Here is a 17,774-nt window from a genome sequence, read left to right as displayed (position 1 = left end):
TGATGGCCGTCAATCTGGTCAATGTCGAGGCAGTCAGCAAGGTGTACGGCACACGTACCCTGCTCGACGGCATCTCCCTCGGCGTGTCCGAGGGGGACCGGATCGGTGTCGTCGGCCGCAACGGCGACGGCAAGACCACCCTCATCCGGATGCTGGCCAAGCTGGAGGAGCCCGACACCGGCCGGGTCACCCAGAACAGCGGCCTGCGCATGGGCGTGCTCACCCAGCACGACTCCCTCGACCCCGCGGCCACCATCCGCCACGAGATCATCCGGGACATGGCCGACCACGAGTGGGCCGGCAACGCCAAGATCCGCGACGTCCTGACCGGCCTGTTCGGCGGCCTCGACCTGCCCGGCTTCGGGCAGGGCCTCGACACCGTCATCGGCCCGCTCTCCGGCGGCGAGCGCCGCCGCATCGCGCTCGCCAAGCTGCTCATCGCCGACCAGGACCTGCTCGTCCTCGACGAGCCCACCAACCACCTCGACGTCGAGGGCATCTCCTGGCTGGCCCGGCACCTCCAGGAACGCCGCTCCGCGCTGGTCTGCGTCACCCACGACCGCTGGTTCCTGGACCAGGTCTGCACCCGCATGTGGGACGTGCAGCGCGGCGAGGTGCGCGAGTACGAGGGCGGCTACAGCGACTACGTCTTCGCCCGCGCCGAGCGCGAGCGCATCGCCGCCACCGAGGAGCAGAAGCGGCAGAACCTGATGCGCAAGGAGCTGGCCTGGCTGCGCCGCGGCGCCCCCGCCCGGACCTCCAAGCCCCGCTACCGCATCGAGGCCGCCAACGAGCTGATCGCCGACGTGCCGCCGCCGCGCGACCGCTCCGAGCTGATGCGCTTCGCCAACGCCCGCCTAGGCAAGACCGTGTTCGAGCTGGAGGACGTGACCGTCCAGGCCGGGCCGAAGACCCTCCTCAAGCACCTCACCTGGCACCTGGGCCCCGGCGACCGCATCGGCCTCGTCGGCGTCAACGGCGCGGGCAAGACCTCCCTGCTGCGCGCCCTCGCCGAGGCCGCCCGCACCCAGGGCGAGACCCAGCCGGCCGCGGGCAAGGTCACCGTCGGCAAGACCGTCAAGCTGGCCTACCTCTCCCAGGAGGTCGGCGAACTCGACCCGTCGCTGCGCGTCCTGGAGGCCGTCCAGCGCGTCCGCGACCGCGTCGACCTCGGCCAGGGCCGCGAGATGACCGCGGGCCAGCTGTGCGAGCAGTTCGGCTTCACCAAGGAGAAGCAGTGGACGCCGGTCGGCGACCTCTCCGGCGGTGAGCGGCGCCGGCTCCAGATCCTGCGCCTGCTGATGGACGAGCCCAACGTCCTCTTCCTCGACGAGCCCACCAACGACCTCGACATCGAGACCCTGACCCAGCTCGAGGACCTCCTCGACGGCTGGCCGGGATCGATGATCGTGATCTCCCACGACCGGTTCTTCATCGAGCGCACCACCGACACCGTGATGGCGCTGCTCGGCGACGCGAGCCTGCGGATGCTGCCGCGCGGCCTCGACGAGTACCTGGAACGGCGTCAGCGGATGATCGAGGCGGCCGCCCCGGCGCCCGCCCCGGCCGCCGCGGCCGCGAAATCCACCTCCTCCGGGGACTCGCGCGCCGCGAAGAAGGAGCTCCAGAAGATCGAGCGGCAGCTGAACAAGCTCTCCGACCGCGAGAGCAACCTGCACGCGCAGATCGCCGAGAACTCCACCGACTACGACAAGGTCGCCAAGCTCGACGGCGAGCTCCGGGAACTGCTCTCGGAGCGCGACGATTTGGAGATGCGCTGGCTGGAGCTGGCCGAGGAGGCGTAGCCCCTCCCGGCAACTGGCCGGATAACGACGTCATCACGGCCCGGTCCGCCCTTGGGAACAGGGGGCGGACCGGCCCGGCGTAAGGCCTGCGTGAGTGATAGAAAGGTCATCTTCCCCGCCCCCTGACCCCGAAGGTACGCGCTGATGACCGAGCCGCCCCAGCCGCCGAACCAGCCGCCGACACCTTCCGGTTACGGACACCTGCCCGGTCCGCCGCAGTCGGGTTACGGCCAGCCGCCGCAGGGCGCCAACCCGTACGCCCAGCAGCCCCCGACCGTCCCGCAGCAGCCGGCCGCCCCGGGATGGGGGCACCATCCGGAAGCAGCCGGGGGAGGCTACCCGCCGCCGCCCCCCGGCGCCCCCGCGATGCCGCCGGGCGCCCCCGGCACGCCGCCCCCGGCGAAGAAGAAGACGACCGTCCTGATCGCCGCGGCGGTCGCGGGCCTCCTCGTCGTGGGCGCCGGCACGTACTTCGCGTTCTTCCGCGGCGACGACAAGGACCCCAAGCCTCCCGTCGCGCAGGAGCCCGCCTCGCCCGACGCCAAGCCCTCCGGCTCCCCTTCCGTCGACCAGGGGGACGGCAGCGGCAACGGCGGCGCCGAGGCCGACCTCAACTCCGGCCGCAAGCAGGGCGAGGACAAGGTCCTCTGGCTCAAGACCGCCAAGATCGACGGCCCCGGCGCCGGCGTCGAGACCGACGGCCAGTGGGTCGTGGGCGACACCGTGGTCAAGACCGTCGACAAGGCCGTCACCGCCTACGGGGTCGCCGACGGCAAGGAGAAGTGGAAGATCGCCCTTCCCGCCGGGGCCTGCGCCGTCACGCGCCAGACCACCGCCGACGGCAAGACCGTGGTCATGTACCGGGACGGCGATTCGAACAGCGCCAACTGCAACCAGATGCGGCTGATCGACCTCAAGACGGGCAAGGAGGGCTGGTCGAAGGAGGTGCCCAAGGAGGGCGCGTTCGACCTCTTCGTCGACCCCAGCCTGGCCATCACCGGGGACACCTTCACCGTCAGCCGTCTCACCCGGGCCACCGCCTTCAAGCTCAGCACCGGTGACAAGCTCTTCGCCGGCCCGGCCGAGGGCTGCGTCCCCGGCGCGTACCCCGCGGGCAACGGCAAGATGCTCGGGATCGCCACCTGCCACGACGCCGACAGCACGGTCGAGGTCCAGGACGCCGACCCGGTCACCGGCAAGAGCACCTGGTCCTACCGGCTCCCCAAGGGCTGGAGGGTCAACCGGGTCTTCTCGCTCGACCCGATCGTCCTCGACCTCGGCAACCGGGACACCAAGGAGCGCTCCATCGTGGTCCTCGGCCCCGACGGCAAGCAGCGCGCCACCGTCACGGGCGAAGGCACCTTCTCCACCCAGTGCGGGATGAACCACGACGACTCCCTGCAGAGCTGCGCCACCGCGGTCGTCGACGGGGGCACCCTCTACATGCCCACGACCCCGGAGGACCTGGGCACCGCCAACGAGATCGTCGCCTTCGACCTGGGCACCGGCAAGGTCAAGTGGCGCGTCCCCGCGGGGGACAAGCGCACCATCGTGCCGCTCAAGGCCGAGAACGGCCAGCTGATCGCCTACCGCAGGGCGGAGTTCGGCATGGGCGGCGAGGTCCTCACGATCCCGGCCGGCGGCGGTACGCCCACCGCGGTGCTGCGCCACCCGTCAGGCCCGGCCTCGGAGGTGGAGAGCACCTTCTTCGCCCCGGTCGTCGACTACGCGGACGGGCGGTTCTTCATCTCCACCATCCGTCTGCTCGCCCAGGGCAAGGACGAGAAGCTCCTGATGGTCTTCGGCAAGTGAACGCGTCCACCGAGCCGCCCAGCGAGAGGCAGTAGCAACCCATGAGTACCCCGCCGCCCCCCAGCCAGCCGCCGTCCGGCGGCTTCGGAGCGCCGCAGGACCCGCCGCCCATGCAGCCGCCCGTGCCTCCCGCGCCGCCGCAGCAGCCCCCCACCGCGCCTCAGCAGCCGCCGGCCCCGCCGCAGCAGCCGCCGACGCAGCCCGCGTACGGCTACCCGCAGCAGCCCGGCGCCGGCTACGGCTACCCGCAGCAGCCCGGTACGCCCCCGCCCTTCGGGCCGCCCACCACGCCCATGTACAGCGCCCAGCCCCCGGCCGGCGGCTCGGGCGGCGGCAACGACGTGCGCAACCAGCTGCTGATCGTCGGCGCGGCGCTGCTGGCCATCGTCCTCATCGTCGGCGGCGGCTTCTGGTACGTCGGTGACGACGGGGGCAAGAACGACACCGCGGACAGCGGCCCCGCCAAGCCCGGCGACGACAAGTCCCAGCCCGGCGCGGGCGGCACCGAGAAGGTGCCCGCCAACACCAAGTCGAAGGTGCTGCTCAACCAGCCGAGCCCGACGCCGGACGAGATGGTCCAGGTCCCGGGCTCCTGGCTGACCGACACCACCTACGTGAAGTCCGACGTGTACAAGATCGTCGGCTACAACGTCGTCGACGGCGGCAAGAAGTGGGAGGTTCCCCTCCCGGGTGAACTCTGCGGTGCCACCCCGCACGTGACCGACAAGAAGTCGGCCGTGCTCTTCCGGCCCGCGAAGCCCACGCCGGAGGCCAAGTACCCGCCGTGCACCGAGGTCGGCGTCATCGACCTGGAGGCCGGAAAGCTCCTGTGGTCCGGCAACGCCAAGAGCGCCACCAGCGGTGACAAGCCCGTCTCCTACTACGAGGTCACCCTCAGCGGGCAGACGGTCGCGGCCGGCGGCTCCTCGGGCGGCGCCGCCTGGAACCTCGCCGACGGCAAGTCGCTGTGGCTGCCCAAGACCGACGGCGAAGGCTGCCGCGACGCCGGCTACGCGGGCGGCGAGGCCCTCGCGGTCCTCCGCAAGTGCGGCCAGAGCTCCACCCCGACCCTGTACGCGCAGATCCTCGACCCGACGACCGGCGCACCGCAGTCCTCGTACAAGCTCTCCCCGGGCATCGACTACGCCAGCATCGTCTCCACCAAGCCCCTGATCGTCGCCGCCGACGTCGGCAAGACCGCCAAGAACGCCACCGGCGTCAGCGACCTCTTCGTCGTCGACGCGGCGGGCCAGCTGAAGGCGCGCATCTCGCTGTCCTCCGGCAACTTCGGCGGCGAGTGCAACACCGAGGTCGAGCGCTGCTTCGGCTTCGTCGTCGGCAACGGCAAGCTCTACCTGCCCTCGTACGAGCACCAGGGCCAGGACCCCTACGGCAAGACCAACGAGCTGCTCTCCTTCGACCTGGAGACCGGCAAGCAGACCAACGAGGCGGCCCCCGCGGGCGAGCGCCACAAGCTGTTCCCGCTGCGCATGGACGGGTCGAACATCATCGCCTACAAGGAGCCCCCGTACGACAAGGGCGGCCAGATCGTCAGCATCGACGGCAAGACGATGAAGGAAACCGTCCTGATGGAGAACCCGTCGGACAAGACGACCCAGCGCATCGAGACGGCCTACTCGCCCGACCACCACGAGTACCGCTACCACAACGGCAAGCTGTTCCTGGCCCGTACGTCGGTGAAGAAGCCGTACTCCTCGACGTCCGACCCGGAGTACATCTTCTCCTCGTTCACCGCGAGCTGACCGGCCCGCGTCCACGGAGCCCCCGGAAGGTCCGCCTTCCGGGGGCTTCTGCGCGGATACCCCCGCGCACCGTCGAACAAGCGTGTAGCTTGCCGGGTCAGAAGGGTCGGGGGTGGGGCACGCAATGGGCGTACGGGTCGTGGTGGTCGACGAGCACCGGCTGCTGGCCGAGGCGCTCGCCTCGGCCCTGAAACTGCGCGGTCACCGGGTGCTCGCCGCCGCCGCACCGGCCGCGGGCGCCGCCGAACTGGTCATCAGCCGCGCCCCCGAGGTCTGCCTCCTCGGCACCGCGGTCCCCGCCGAGCCCGGGGTGTTCGAACCCGTCGTCCGGATCAAGCGCGAACGGCCGCAGATCGCCGTGGTCGTGCTCGGGCCCGTGCCCAGCCCGCGCGGGATCGCGGCCGCCTTCGCCGCGGGCGCCTCCGGGTACGTACGCCACGACGAGCGGATCGAGGGCGTGGAGCGGGCGCTGGCCAAGGCCCGGGCCGGCGAAGTGGCGATCGCCCCGCAGCTGCTCCAGGGCGCCTTCGCGGAACTGCTCAACCCCGCCGCCCAGCCCGACGACGAGGGCAGCCGGCTGCTGCGGCTGCTCACGCCGCGCGAGGTGGAGGTGCTGGTCCGGGTCGCCGAGGGCGAGGACACCCGGCTGATCGCGGCGGGCATGGCCATCGCGCCGAGCACCGCCCGTACGCATGTCCAGCGGGTGTTGATGAAGCTGGGCGTGGGCTCGCGGCTGGAGGCGGCGGCGCTGGCCGCGCGTACCGGCCTGCTCGACCGGGCGGCGCCGGCGGGGCCCGGCCAGACGGTAGTTTGACGGGACGATCCAGCACGCGCGCGCACCCGCGTGTGATCCCCCGCGAGAGGCAGTAGGCGAGTGAGCAACACGGCGATGCACAAATACCTGGTGACCGGCGGCGCCGGATACGTCGGCAGCGTGGTCGCGGCCCATCTGCTGGAGGCGGGCCACGAGGTCACCGTCCTCGACGACCTGAGCACCGGCTTCCGCGAGGGCGTGCCGGCGGGCGCCGCCTTCATCGAGGGCCGGATCCAGGACGCCGCCCGGTACCTGGACCCCTCCTACGACGCGGTGCTGCACTTCGCTGCCTCCTCGCAGGTCGGCGAGTCCGTGGCGAACCCGGGCAAGTACTGGGAGAACAACGTCGGCGGCACCCTGGCCCTGCTGGCCGCGATGCGCGGGGCGGGCGTGCGCAAGCTGGTGTTCTCCTCCACCGCCGCCACCTACGGGGAGCCGACGGAGGGCCTGCTCACCGAGGCCTCGGTGACCGCGCCGACCAACCCGTACGGGGCCTCGAAGCTGGCCGTGGACCACATGATCGCGGGGGAGTGCGTGGCGCACGGCCTGGCCGCGGTGTCCCTGCGCTACTTCAACGTGGCGGGCGCGTACGGGGAGTTCGGCGAGCGGCACAGCCCCGAGACCCACCTGATCCCGCTGGTCCTCCAGGTGGCGCTGGGCGAACGCGAGTCGATCTCGGTGTTCGGCGAGGACTACCCGACCCCCGACGGCACCTGCGTGCGCGACTACATCCACGTCGCGGACCTGGCCGAGGCCCACCTGGCCGCGCTGGAGGCGGCCGCGGCCGGGGAGCACCTGATCTGCAACCTGGGCAACGGCAGCGGGTTCTCGGTCCGCGAGGTCGTCGAGACGGTCCGCAAGGTGACCGGCCACGAGATCCCCGAAGTCCTCGCGCCGCGCCGGGCGGGGGACCCGGCGGCGCTGGTCGCCTCGGCCCGGACGGCCCACGAACGGCTGGGCTGGACCCCGAGCCGCTCGGACCTCACCGGCATCATCACGGACGCGTGGAACTTCGCGCGGACGCACACCTCCTGAACCTCGGGCCCTTCCCGGACCTTCCTGAACACGCTCTTCCCGCGCGCCCCCCCGCACCGTGACCGTGCGGGGGGCGCGCGCGTCTTCGCGGTGCGCCGCGTGTGGGCGCCGTGCGCGGGCGCCCAGCGTGCACACGCCGGGTGAAATGCACATCGTGCATCTGCCCGTGGCACACGCCGGTCCGGAAGCGGCCATCCGGACCTTCGGCGCAGTCGAAATCAAGCCACCATAAAGGCCGTTCGGAACGGCCCCGCCGGAAAATCCCCGGGAAAACTTCTGCTATTCGGCCAACCGCGAGCCGTACCTCGCCCTACGCTGATGCGTGACACCGGTGGGGGCCGGTGTTGATTCAGGGGTCGAGACAAGTCGGGTACGGCGTCCGCTCCGGGGTAGTGCAGAGATGTCACGGCGGCGGCCGCGGCAGCTGCGGATCACCCGGTCCGGGCTCCGTACCCGCCGTCGTCCGTTCCCCGACCCTTGGGGGTTTTGTGGTTCGTATCCGGGTTCTCGTGGTCGACGATCACCGCATCTTCGCCGAATCGCTCGCCGCCGCGCTCGCGGCCGAGCCGGACGTGGAGGTGTCCGCGGCCGGCAGCGGCCCCGCCGCGCTGCGCTGCCTCGAACGGGCGGTGGCCGAGGGCCGCCGCTTCGACGTCATGCTGGTCGACGCCGATCTCGGCGCCATCGCCGGGAGCGTGCCCGGCCAGCGGGAGCCGGGCTCCGGCTCCGGTCCGCCACCGCCCGCCTCGGACGGGATCGCGCTGGTCGCCGGCGTGCGGGTGTCCCATCCGGGCGTGCGCACCGTCGTCCTCGCGGAGCGGGACGACCCCCGGCGGGCGGCCCTCGCCCTGCAGGCGGGGGCATCGGGCTGGGTGGCGAAGGACTGCTCGCTGTCGCGGCTGCTGGCCGTGATCCGCGGGGTCCTGCGGGAGGAGACGCACCTTCCGCCCGCGCTGCTGACCGGGGTGCTCCGTGAACTGACCGCCGCGCGCAAGCACCGTACGGACAGTGAACGGCTCGTCGAGTCGCTCACCCCGCGCGAGCACGAGGTGCTGCGCTGCATGGTGGCGGGCCTGGGCCGCAAGGACGTGGCGGCGCGGTTGTTCCTGTCCCCGCACACCGTCCGCACGCACATGCAGAACGTGCTGGGCAAGCTCGGGGTGCACTCCACGCTCGCGGCGGTCGCGCTGGCCCGGCGGGCGGGCGTACGGCCGGCGGACCTAGCCGGGGATGTTGTCGAACGGAGCGGTCAACTGGCGTAGCAGCGCGGCGAGATCGCCGCGCTGGATCCGCGAGAGCTGGGCCAGGATCGCCCGCTCCTGGGCCAGCAGCCCGGCAAGGGCCTGGTCGGCGCGGTCGCGGCCCTCGGGGGTCAGTCGTACGAGGACCCCCCGGCGGTCGCTGGGGTCGGGCAGCCGCTCGACGAGGCCCTTCTTGGCGAGCCGGTCGATCCGGTTGGTCATGGTCCCGGAGGTGACCAGGGTCTGGGTCAGGAGCTGGCCGGGCGAGAGCTGGTAGGGCGCGCCGGCGCGGCGCAGGGAGGTGAGGACGTCGAACTCCCACGGCTCCAGGCTGTGCTCGGAGAAGGCGAGCCGGCGGGCGCGGTCGAGGTGCCGGGCGAGCCTGCTGACGCGGCTGAGCACCTCGAGCGGTTCCACGTCGAGGTCAGGGCGCTCCCGCCGCCATGCCGCTACCAGTCGGTCGACCTCGTCCTCCATGCCGATCAGTGTAAGGGGTCTGTCGATGTGAAGTCTCTTCACGTCATGTATCTTGATATCAAGTATCTTGACCACGAGATATAAATGCGGCGACCATGGGGCATGGAGGGGGCCGGAACTGATTCCGCTTCCGACCGCCCCGCCAGCAGGGAGGCTCGAACATGTATTCCGATACCGCACAGGCCGGGATCCCCACGGCCACCGCGCCCTCCGCACCCACCTGGGACCCCCAGCAGTACCTTCGGCACGCCGGCCATCGCACGCGCCCCTTCCTTGACCTGCTGACCCGCATACCCGAACTCCCCACCCGCCCCGCCCGCATCGCAGACCTCGGCTGCGGCCCCGGCAACGTCACCACCCTGCTCGCCGGCCGCTGGCCCGAGGCCCGGATCACCGGCTTCGACCTCTCGCCCGAGATGCTCCACCGCGCCACCGAGGAGTACGCCGGCCCCACCGCGGGCGGCGGCAGCCTCGAGTTCCGCCACGGGGACCTCGGCACCTGGCTGCCCGAGGAGCCCTACGACCTGATCGTCTCGAACGCGGCCCTCCAGTGGGTCCCCAGCCACCCCGGCTCCTTCGCGGCCTGGATCAACGGCCTGCGCCCCGGCGGCACCTTCGCCTTCCAGATCCCCGCCAACTTCAACGCCCCCAGCCACGCGCTGCTCGCCGAGCTCTGCGACGCACCGCGCTGGCGGGCCCGGCTCGCCGGACACGGCGCCCGGTACATCCACCTGCTCGAACCCGCCGAATACCTCGCCCGGTTCACCGAACTCGGCTGCGCCGTGGACGTCTGGTCGACCACCTACCACCAGCTGCTCCACGGACCCGACCCGGTGCTCGACTGGGTCAAGGGCACCGCGCTGCGCCCCGTCCTCACCGCCCTCGGCGACGACCGGGACGCCGTCGACGCCTTCCTCACCGAATACCGCGACCGGCTGCGCGAGTCCTACCCGCCCGGCCCCCGCGGCACCGTCTTCCCCTTCCGGCGGATCTTCGCCGTGGCCCGCAAGGAGGCCTGACCGTGCTCACCGCAGTCGACCACGTCCAACTCGCCGCGCCGCCGGACTCGGAGGACCGGCTCCGCGCGTACTACACAGGGATCCTCGGCATGACCGAGCTCTCCAAACCGCCCGTCCTCGCCGCACGCGGGGGCTGCTGGTTCGCCGCCGGACCGGTACAGCTGCACCTCGGCGTGGAAGAGGACTTCAGGCCCGCGCTCAAGGCCCACCCCGGACTACGGGTGACCGGCATCGCGGAGTACGCGAAGAGACTGGAGGAGCGCGGCGCCAAGGTCGTCTGGGACGAGAACCTCCCGGGCCACCGCCGCTTCTACTCCGAGGACCCCGTCGGCAACCGGCTCGAATTCCTCGAACCGCATCCCGGGGCCTGACCCGGACCCGCACCACACGACGGCGCCCCGCCACCGGATCTCCGGTGACGGGGCGCCGTCGTGCCCTGGGCGGCGGGCGGGGCTCAGCTCTTGCGGCGGCCCACCAGCTGCGGCTTCGACTCCAGGCCGTCCAGCCCGTGCCAGGCCAGGTTCACCAGGTGCGCCGCGACCTCCGCCTTCTTCGGGCGGCGCACGTCCAGCCACCACTGGCCCGTCAGCGCCACCATCCCGACCAGCGCCTGCGCGTACAGCGGGGCCAGCTTCGGGTCGAAGCCCCGCGCCTTGAACTCCAGGCCCAGGATGTCCTCGACCTGCGTGGCGATGTCACTGATCAACGAGGCGAAGGTGCCGGTCGACTGGGCGACCGGGGAATCCCGGACGAGGATGCGGAAACCGTCCGTGTAGGACTCGATGTAGTCCAGCAGCGCGAACGCCGCCTGCTCCAGCAGCTCCCGCGGGTGCCCGGCCGTCAGCGCGCCCGTCACCCCGTCCAGCAGCTGGCGCATCTCCCGGTCCACGACGACCGCGTACAGGCCCTCCTTGCCGCCGAAGTGCTCGTACACCACCGGCTTGGACACCCCGGCCTTCGCCGCGATCTCCTCCACCGACGTGCCCTCGAAGCCCTTCTCCGCGAACAGGGTCCGGCCGATGTCCAGCAGTTGCTGGCGCCGCTCCGCGCCCGTCATCCGAACCCGGCGGCCACGCCTGGGCTTGTCGCTGCTGGAATTACCGCCGTCGATCGCCACGCCTCCCATCATGCCGGGTTCGACCCGGTTTCCCTGCGCCGGGCCTCGATGCGGTCCGCCGAGGGCCAGCGCACGTCCGTGGCCCAGCCCAGCTGCTCGAACCAGCGGATCAGCCGCGCACTGGAGTCGATCTGGCCGCGCAGCACACCGTGCCGGGCCGAGGTCGGGTCCGCGTGGTGCAGGTTGTGCCAGGACTCCCCGCAGGACAGCACCGCCAGCCACCAGACGTTGCCCGAGCGGTCACGCGACTTGAACGGACGCTTGCCCACCGCGTGGCAGATCGAGTTGATCGACCACGTGACGTGGTGCAGCAGCGCGACGCGCACCAGCGACCCCCAGAAGAACGCCGTGAACGCGCCCCACCAGGACATCGTGACCAGACCGCCCACCAGCGGCGGGATCGCCAGCGAGAGCATCGTCCAGAAGATGAAGTCGCGCGAGATCCGCCGGATCGCCGGGTCCTTGATCAGGTCGGGCGCGTACTTCTGCTGGTCGGTCTGCTCCTCGTCGAAGAGCCAGCCGATGTGCGCCCACCACAGGCCCTTCATCAGCGCCGGGAGCGTCTCGCCGAACCGCCACGGGGAATGCGGGTCGCCCTCGTGGTCCGAGAACTTGTGGTGCTTGCGGTGGTCCGCCACCCAGCGCACCAGCGGGCCCTCCACCGCCATCGAGCCCATCACGGCGAGGACGATCCGCAGCGGCCGCTTCGCCTTGAAGGAACCGTGCGTGAAGTAGCGGTGGAAACCGATGGTGATCCCGTGGCAGGCCAGGAAGTACATGAAGACCATCAGGCCCAGGTCGAGCCAGCTCACCCCCCAGCCCCACGCCAGCGGCACCGCCGCCAGCAGTGCCAGGAAGGGAACGGTGATGAACAGCAGAAGGGCGATCTGCTCGATGGACCGCTTGTTCTCGCCGCCCAGTGTCGCGGACGGCGCAGGGGTGTCGGAGGACGCGGAGGCGTCCTCGATCAGATCGGGACTGGTGGTCATGGGGTCCCCTGGGGGGTGAGAGATTCGGCAGGCTCCCTGGCTACGGACCTACGCGCCCGTAACCTACGGCATCGTAAGTATGGCAAAGGCGGGTCCCTGGGCAACAGGAGCGCGGCCGGGGACCGTGCCGCAGGCGCCCGAGCGGTTCACGAGCCGCCTGATGAGACATTTGCCCAGGCACACGCGCCGGACACCTATCCTGTTGTCGTCGGACAGCGCGGTCCGCACGGGCAGCCCGAGCTGCGCATCAGGACCGGCATCGCCGTGCGCGGTCGGGAGCCCACCGCCCAGTAGCGCTCGAACACTGCAAGGAGCCGCACCTGTGAGCAGTGCTGACCAGGCCCACCTGGCCACCCAGCCGGCCGCCCCCGTCACCCCGGCCGCCACCGCCAACGCAGAGTTGCGCGCGGACATCCGCCGGCTCGGTGACCTCCTCGGCGAGACCCTCGTACGCCAGGAGGGCCAGGACCTCCTCGACCTCGTCGAACAAGTGCGCGCACTGACGCGCACCGACGGCGAAGCCGCCGCCGCCCTCCTCGGCGACACCGACCTGGAGACCGCCGCCAAGCTGGTGCGCGCCTTCTCCACCTACTTCCACCTCGCCAACGTCACCGAGCAGGTGCACCGCGGCAAGGAACTGCGCGCCCACCGGGCCGCCGAAGGCGGCCTCCTGGCCCGCACCGCCGACATGCTCAAGGACGCCGATCCCGAGCACCTGCGCGAGACGGTCAAGAACCTCAACGTCCGCCCCGTCTTCACCGCACACCCCACCGAAGCGGCCCGCCGCAGCGTGCTGAACAAGCTGCGCCGCATCGCCGCCCTGCTGGAGGAGCCCGTCACCGGCGCCGGCGACCGCCGCCGCCACGACCTGCGGCTCGCCGAGAACATCGACCTCGTCTGGCAGACCGACGAACTGCGCGTGGTCCGCCCCGAGCCCGCCGACGAGGCCCGCAACGCCATCTACTACCTCGACGAGCTGCACGCCGGCGCGGTCGGCGACGTCCTGGAAGACCTCGCCGCCGAGCTCCAGCGCGTCGGCGTCGAGCTGCCCGCCGGGACCCGCCCGCTGACCTTCGGCACCTGGATCGGCGGCGACCGCGACGGCAACCCCAACGTCACCCCCGACGTCACCCGGGACGTGCTGATCCTCCAGCACGAACACGGCATCACCGACGCCCTCGAGCTCATCGACTTCCTGCGCGGGCTGCTGTCGAACTCGATCCGCTACACCGGCGCCACCGAAGAGCTCCTCGCCTCCCTCCAGGCGGACCTGGAACGCCTCCCCGAGATCAGCCCGCGCTACAAGCGGCTGAACGCCGAGGAGCCGTACCGCCTCAAGGCCACCTGCATCCGGCAGAAGCTCGTCAACACCCGCCGGCGCCTCGCCCAGGGCACCCCGCACGAGGAAGGCCGCGACTACCTCGGCACCGCCGAGCTGCTCACCGACCTCACCCTCATCCAGACCTCCCTGCGCGAGCACCGCGGCGCCCTCTTCGCCGACGGCCGCATGGACCGCACCATCCGCACGCTGGCCGCCTTCGGCCTCCAGCTCGCCACCATGGACGTACGCGAGCACGCCGACGCCCACCACCACGCGCTCGGCCAGCTCTTCGACCGGCTCGGCGAGGAGTCCTGGCGCTACGCCGACATGCCCCGCGACTACCGCGGCAGGCTGCTCGCCAAGGAACTGCGCTCCCGCCGCCCGCTGGCCCCCACCCCGGCCCCGCTGGACCCCGCCGGCCAGAAGACCCTCGGCGTGTTCCTCGCGATCAAGGACGCCTTCGAGAAGTTCGGCCCCGAGGTCATCGAGTCGTACATCATCTCGATGTGCCAGGGCGCCGACGACGTCTTCGCCGCCGCCGTCCTCGCCCGCGAGGCCGGACTCATCGACCTCCACAGCGGCTGGGCCAAGATCGGCATCGTCCCGCTCCTGGAGACCACCGACGAGCTGCGCGCCGCCGACGTCATCCTCGACGAAATGCTCGCCGACCCCTCCTACCGGCGCCTCGTCTCCCTGCGCGGCGACGTCCAGGAGGTCATGCTCGGCTACTCCGACTCCTCCAAGTTCGGCGGCATCACCACCAGCCAGTGGGAGATCCACCGCGCCCAGCGCCGGCTGCGCGACGTCGCCCACCGCTACGGCGTCCGCCTGCGCCTCTTCCACGGCCGCGGCGGCACCGTCGGCCGCGGCGGCGGCCCCTCGCACGACGCGATCCTCGCCCAGCCCTGGGGCACGCTCGAAGGCGAGATCAAGGTCACCGAGCAGGGCGAGGTCATCTCCGACAAGTACCTCGTGCCCTCACTGGCCCGAGAGAACCTCGAACTGACCGTCGCGGCCACCCTGCAGGCCTCCGCCCTGCACACCGCACCCCGCCAGTCCGACGAAGCCCTCGCCCGCTGGGACGCGGCCATGGACACCGTCTCGGACGCCGCCCACGGCGCGTACCGCGAGCTCGTCGAGGACCCGGACCTGCCGGCGTACTTCTTCGCCGCCACCCCCGTCGACCAGCTCGCCGACCTGCACCTGGGCTCCCGCCCCTCGCGCCGCCCCGACTCCGGCGCCGGCCTCGACGGCCTGCGCGCCATCCCGTGGGTCTTCGGCTGGACCCAGTCCCGCCAGATCGTCCCCGGCTGGTACGGAGTCGGCTCGGGCCTCAAGGCCCTGCGCGAGGCCGGCCAGGAGGACGTCCTCGCCGAGATGGGCGGACGCTGGCACTTCTTCCGCAACTTCCTGTCCAACGTCGAGATGACACTGGCCAAGACCGACCTGCGGATCGCCCGCCACTACGTCGACACCCTCGTACCGGACCACCTCAAGCACGTCTTCGCCCGCATCGAAGCCGAGCACGAACTGACGGTCCGCGAGGTCCTGCGCATCACCGGCGGCGAGCGGCTCCTGGACTCCCACCCGGTGCTCCAGCAGACCTTCGCCGTCCGCGACGCCTACCTGGACCCGATCTCCTACCTCCAGGTCTCCCTGCTGGCCCGCCAGCGCGCCGCGGCCGCCCGCGGCGAGGAAGCCGACCCGCTGCTCGCCCGCGCCCTGCTGCTCACGGTCAACGGCGTGGCCGCGGGCCTGCGCAACACCGGCTGAGCCCCGGACCCGGACATGACGGAGCCCCCGCACCGGCCGGTGCGGGGGCTCCGTCACGTCCGTCAGGAGTTGTACGTGGACTGCGCGCGCTCCAGCCCCTCCTGGATCAGGCACTCCACCGCGTCGGCGGCCCGGTCCACGAACCAGTCGAGCTCCTTGCGCTCCGTGGAGGAGAAGTCCTTCAGCACGAAGTCCGCGACCTGCATCCGGCCGGGCGGCCGCCCGATGCCGCAGCGCACCCGGTGGTAGTCGGGGCCCATGGACTTCGTCATCGACTTCAGCCCGTTGTGGCCGTTGTCCCCGCCGCCCAGCTTCAGGCGCAGCGTCGGGTAGTCGATGTCCAGTTCGTCGTGGATCGCGATGATCCGGTCCAGTGGAACCTTGTAGAAGTCGCGCAGCGCCGTCACCGGGCCGCCGGAGAGGTTCATGAACGTCATCGGCTTCGCCAGCACCACCCTGCGGTTGGCCGGTCCCGGCGCGCCGATGCGGCCCTCGACGACCTGCGCCCGGGCCTTGTGCGCCTTGAACTTCCCGCGGATCCGGTCCGCCAGCAGGTCGGCCACCATGAACCCGATGTTGTGGCGGTTGCCCGCGTACTCCGGTCCCGGGTTGCCCAGGCCGACGATCAGCCAGGGTGCCGCGTCGTCCGACATCAAAAGCTCCTTAAGGCCTTGAACGAAGACGACCGCCGTCCCGCTCCAGTGGAGCCGGACGGCGGTCGGTCAGCAACTGCTGAGGGGGTGGGGCGAGGCTCAGGCCTCGGTGCCCTCGGCGGCGTCGGCGGCCGGCTCCTCGGCCTGCGGCGCGACGACCTGCAGGACGGCGATGTCGCCGTCGACGGCCAGCGTGGTGCCGGCCGGCAGGACCAGGTCCTTGGCGTGGATGGTGGTGCCGGCCTCGAGGCCCGCGATCGAGACGGTGACCTCGGTCGGGATGTGGGTGGCCTCGGCCTCGACGGAGATCGTGTTCTGGAGGGTCTCCAGCATGTTGCCGCCGGCGGCAAGCTCGCCCTCGGTGACGATCGCGACGTCGACGGTGACCTTCTCGCCCTTCTTGACGATCAGGAAGTCGACGTGGGAGATCGAGCGCTTCAGCGGGTGCTTCTGCACGGCCTTCGGGATGACCAGCTCGGTGTTGCCCTCGATGTCCAGGGAGATCAGGACGTTCGGGGTGCGCAGCGCCAGCTGAAGGGCGTGGGCGTTGACGTTGACGTGCTTCGGGTCGGTGCCGTGGCCGTAGATGACGGCGGGGGTCAGGGCGTCACGACGGGCCTGACGGGCAGCGCCCTTGCCGAAGTTGTCGCGGACCTTGGCGGCAAGCTTGATCTCGGACATGCTCACTCCTCGTGGGGTGACGGAAAACGGACGACGGTCACCCGGCCGGAACGGCCTGCTACGAAGAGCGCGTCGATAACGGAGCGTCCGCACACGAAAGTGCGGCCTCCCTCGCCGAGCAACTCGATGAGTCTACCGGCGGGGAGGCCGCACTTTCAAAAGGATCTTCTGTGGTCCGCGTTACGCGGACCCGCCTAATGCTGCTCCTCGAAGAGGCTGGTGACCGAGCCGTCCTCGAAGACCTCGCGCACGGCGCGCGCGATCATCGGGGCGATCGACAGCACCGTGATCTTGTCGAGCTCCAGGTCGGACGGGTCCGGCAGGGTGTTCGTGAAGACGAACTCGCTGACCTTGGAGTTCTTCAGGCGGTCCGCGGCCGGGCCCGACAGGATGCCGTGCGTGGCCGTCACGATGACGTCCTCGGCACCGTGCGCGAACAGCGCGTCGGCCGCGGCGCAGATGGTGCCGCCCGTGTCGATCATGTCGTCGACCAGGACGCAGACGCGGCCCTTGACCTCGCCGACGACCTCGTGGACGGTCACCTGGTTGGCGACGTCCTTGTCGCGGCGCTTGTGCACGATGGCCAGCGGGGCGTCCAGGCGGTCGCACCAGCGGTCGGCGACGCGCACGCGGCCGGCGTCCGGGGAGACGATCGTCAGCTTGGTGCGGTCCACCTTGGCGCCGACGTAGTCCGCGAGGACGTTGAGGGCCGAGAGGTGGTCCACCGGGCCGTCGAAGAAGCCCTGGATCTGGTCCGTGTGCAGGTCCACCGTGAGGATGCGGTCGGCACCCGCCGTCTTCAGCAGGTCGGCGACCAGACGGGCCGAGATCGGCTCGCGGCCCTTGTGCTTCTTGTCCTGGCGGGCGTACCCGTAGGACGGGACGATCACGGTGATGGAGCGTGCCGACGCGCGCTTCAGCGCGTCGATCATGATCAGCTGCTCCATGATCCACTTGTTGATCGGAGCCGTGTGGCTCTGGATCAGGAAGCAGTCCGCGCCGCGAGCCGACTCCTGGAAGCGGACGTAGATCTCGCCGTTCGCGAAGTCGAAAGCCTTGGTCGGCACGAGGCCGACTCCCAGCTGGTGCGCGACCTCCTCGGCCAGCTCGGGGTGGGCGCGGCCGGAGAAGAGCATCAGCTTCTTCTCGCCGGTCGTCTTGATCCCGGTCACAGCACTGTCTCCTCAGACGTGTTGAAAGCTGCTCGCCCCCATGTGCGTCCGTCCCGCACACGGTGAGCCAGCCGAATTGCGTGCACCTATCACGGTACGCCG

The 17,774-nt window shown here is 71.2% G+C and carries 15 protein-coding genes; 9 read left to right on the top strand and 6 right to left on the bottom strand.

The features are described from left to right. The first annotated feature begins 2 nt into the window (after positions 1-2). From ACTVZO_RS18155 to ACTVZO_RS18130, 6 genes are all read left to right on the top strand, one after another. On the top strand, positions 3-1,805 hold the full coding sequence (locus tag ACTVZO_RS18155) for an ABC-F family ATP-binding cassette domain-containing protein (protein ID WP_443299381.1): 1,803 nt from the start codon (positions 3-5) through the stop codon (positions 1,803-1,805). A gap of 144 nt (positions 1,806-1,949) precedes the next feature. Beyond that, on the top strand, positions 1,950-3,617 hold the full coding sequence (locus tag ACTVZO_RS18150) for an outer membrane protein assembly factor BamB family protein (RefSeq protein WP_443299380.1): 1,668 nt from the start codon (positions 1,950-1,952) through the stop codon (positions 3,615-3,617). Between the two features lie 41 nt (positions 3,618-3,658). Beyond that, the gene (locus tag ACTVZO_RS18145; protein WP_443299379.1) at positions 3,659-5,380 is read left to right on the top strand and encodes an outer membrane protein assembly factor BamB family protein; all 1,722 of its coding nucleotides are present in this window, start codon (positions 3,659-3,661) and stop codon (positions 5,378-5,380) included. 124 nt (positions 5,381-5,504) lie between these two features. Beyond that, positions 5,505-6,194: a response regulator transcription factor gene (locus ACTVZO_RS18140; protein WP_443303208.1), complete on the top strand. Its 690-nt coding sequence runs from the start codon at positions 5,505-5,507 to the stop codon at positions 6,192-6,194. A 75-nt stretch (positions 6,195-6,269) separates the two neighbouring features. Next, positions 6,270-7,229 (top strand): UDP-glucose 4-epimerase GalE, encoded by a 960-nt coding sequence (gene galE / locus ACTVZO_RS18135; protein ID WP_443303207.1) that lies wholly within the window; start codon positions 6,270-6,272, stop codon positions 7,227-7,229. Between the two features lie 488 nt (positions 7,230-7,717). Continuing rightward, complete coding sequence (locus ACTVZO_RS18130) at positions 7,718-8,491, top strand: LuxR C-terminal-related transcriptional regulator (RefSeq protein WP_443299378.1); 774 nt, start codon at positions 7,718-7,720, stop codon at positions 8,489-8,491. On the opposite strand, the gene ACTVZO_RS18125 is transcribed toward ACTVZO_RS18130, so the two are convergent. After that, positions 8,450-8,947, bottom strand: a complete 498-nt coding sequence (locus ACTVZO_RS18125; RefSeq protein ID WP_443299377.1) for a MarR family winged helix-turn-helix transcriptional regulator — start codon at positions 8,945-8,947, stop codon at positions 8,450-8,452. The two genes, ACTVZO_RS18130 and ACTVZO_RS18125, sit on opposite strands and share 42 nt — an antisense overlap. 161 nt (positions 8,948-9,108) lie before the next feature. On the opposite strand from ACTVZO_RS18125, the gene ACTVZO_RS18120 reads away from it, so the two are divergent. Both ACTVZO_RS18120 and ACTVZO_RS18115 read left to right on the top strand, forming a co-directional pair. Beyond that, complete coding sequence (locus tag ACTVZO_RS18120) at positions 9,109-9,966, top strand: trans-aconitate 2-methyltransferase (RefSeq protein ID WP_443299376.1); 858 nt, start codon at positions 9,109-9,111, stop codon at positions 9,964-9,966. A 2-nt stretch (positions 9,967-9,968) separates the two neighbouring features. Next, positions 9,969-10,337 (top strand): VOC family protein, encoded by a 369-nt coding sequence (locus ACTVZO_RS18115; RefSeq protein ID WP_443299375.1) that lies wholly within the window; start codon positions 9,969-9,971, stop codon positions 10,335-10,337. A gap of 83 nt (positions 10,338-10,420) precedes the next feature. Here the strand turns inward: ACTVZO_RS18115 and ACTVZO_RS18110 are convergent, their stop codons facing one another. Beyond that, positions 10,421-11,095, bottom strand: a complete 675-nt coding sequence (locus tag ACTVZO_RS18110; protein ID WP_386186608.1) for a TetR family transcriptional regulator — start codon at positions 11,093-11,095, stop codon at positions 10,421-10,423. Then, positions 11,092-12,072, bottom strand: coding sequence for an acyl-CoA desaturase (locus ACTVZO_RS18105; protein WP_443299374.1), 981 nt, complete (start codon positions 12,070-12,072; stop codon positions 11,092-11,094). The genes ACTVZO_RS18110 and ACTVZO_RS18105 overlap by 4 nt, the downstream gene beginning before the upstream one ends. 322 nt (positions 12,073-12,394) lie before the next feature. Between ACTVZO_RS18105 and ppc the strand changes: the two genes are divergently transcribed. Beyond that, positions 12,395-15,166 carry a phosphoenolpyruvate carboxylase gene (gene ppc, locus ACTVZO_RS18100; RefSeq protein WP_443299373.1) on the top strand — a complete coding sequence of 924 codons (2,772 nt, stop codon included), beginning with the start codon at positions 12,395-12,397 and terminating at the stop codon, positions 15,164-15,166. A gap of 62 nt (positions 15,167-15,228) precedes the next feature. On the opposite strand, the gene pth is transcribed toward ppc, so the two are convergent. From pth to ACTVZO_RS18085, 3 genes are all read right to left on the bottom strand, one after another. Beyond that, positions 15,229-15,819: an aminoacyl-tRNA hydrolase gene (gene pth / locus ACTVZO_RS18095; protein WP_443299372.1), complete on the bottom strand. Its 591-nt coding sequence runs from the start codon at positions 15,817-15,819 to the stop codon at positions 15,229-15,231. Between the two features lie 99 nt (positions 15,820-15,918). Further along, complete coding sequence (locus ACTVZO_RS18090) at positions 15,919-16,500, bottom strand: 50S ribosomal protein L25/general stress protein Ctc (protein WP_443299371.1); 582 nt, start codon at positions 16,498-16,500, stop codon at positions 15,919-15,921. Positions 16,501-16,694: 194 nt separating this feature from the next. After that, positions 16,695-17,672: a ribose-phosphate diphosphokinase gene (locus ACTVZO_RS18085; RefSeq protein ID WP_443299370.1), complete on the bottom strand. Its 978-nt coding sequence runs from the start codon at positions 17,670-17,672 to the stop codon at positions 16,695-16,697. Between the last annotated feature and the right edge of the window lie 102 nt (positions 17,673-17,774).

It is taken from the genome of Streptomyces sp. IBSNAI002, from assembly GCF_052244475.1.
Lineage (GTDB): Bacteria > Actinomycetota > Actinomycetes > Streptomycetales > Streptomycetaceae > Streptomyces.
The sequence above is the reverse complement of the archived record's forward strand: the minus strand, read 5'-3'. Positions and strand labels throughout refer to the sequence as shown.

Bases quoted from the DNA above. Each gene is read 5' to 3' on its own strand.
- ACTVZO_RS18155 (WP_443299381.1), top strand. From the start codon at position 3: ATGGCCGTCAATCTGGTCAATGTCGAGGCAGTCAGCAAGGTGTACGGC.
- ACTVZO_RS18150 (WP_443299380.1), top strand. From the start codon at position 1,950: ATGACCGAGCCGCCCCAGCCGCCGAACCAGCCGCCGACACCTTCCGGT.
- ACTVZO_RS18145 (WP_443299379.1), top strand. From the start codon at position 3,659: ATGAGTACCCCGCCGCCCCCCAGCCAGCCGCCGTCCGGCGGCTTCGGA.
- ACTVZO_RS18140 (WP_443303208.1), top strand. From the start codon at position 5,505: ATGGGCGTACGGGTCGTGGTGGTCGACGAGCACCGGCTGCTGGCCGAG.
- galE (WP_443303207.1), top strand. From the start codon at position 6,270: ATGCACAAATACCTGGTGACCGGCGGCGCCGGATACGTCGGCAGCGTG.
- ACTVZO_RS18125 (WP_443299377.1), bottom strand. From the start codon at position 8,947: ATGGAGGACGAGGTCGACCGACTGGTAGCGGCATGGCGGCGGGAGCGC.
- ACTVZO_RS18120 (WP_443299376.1), top strand. From the start codon at position 9,109: ATGTATTCCGATACCGCACAGGCCGGGATCCCCACGGCCACCGCGCCC.
- ACTVZO_RS18110 (WP_386186608.1), bottom strand. From the start codon at position 11,095: ATGATGGGAGGCGTGGCGATCGACGGCGGTAATTCCAGCAGCGACAAG.
- ACTVZO_RS18105 (WP_443299374.1), bottom strand. From the start codon at position 12,072: ATGACCACCAGTCCCGATCTGATCGAGGACGCCTCCGCGTCCTCCGAC.
- pth (WP_443299372.1), bottom strand. From the start codon at position 15,819: ATGTCGGACGACGCGGCACCCTGGCTGATCGTCGGCCTGGGCAACCCG.
- ACTVZO_RS18090 (WP_443299371.1), bottom strand. From the start codon at position 16,500: ATGTCCGAGATCAAGCTTGCCGCCAAGGTCCGCGACAACTTCGGCAAG.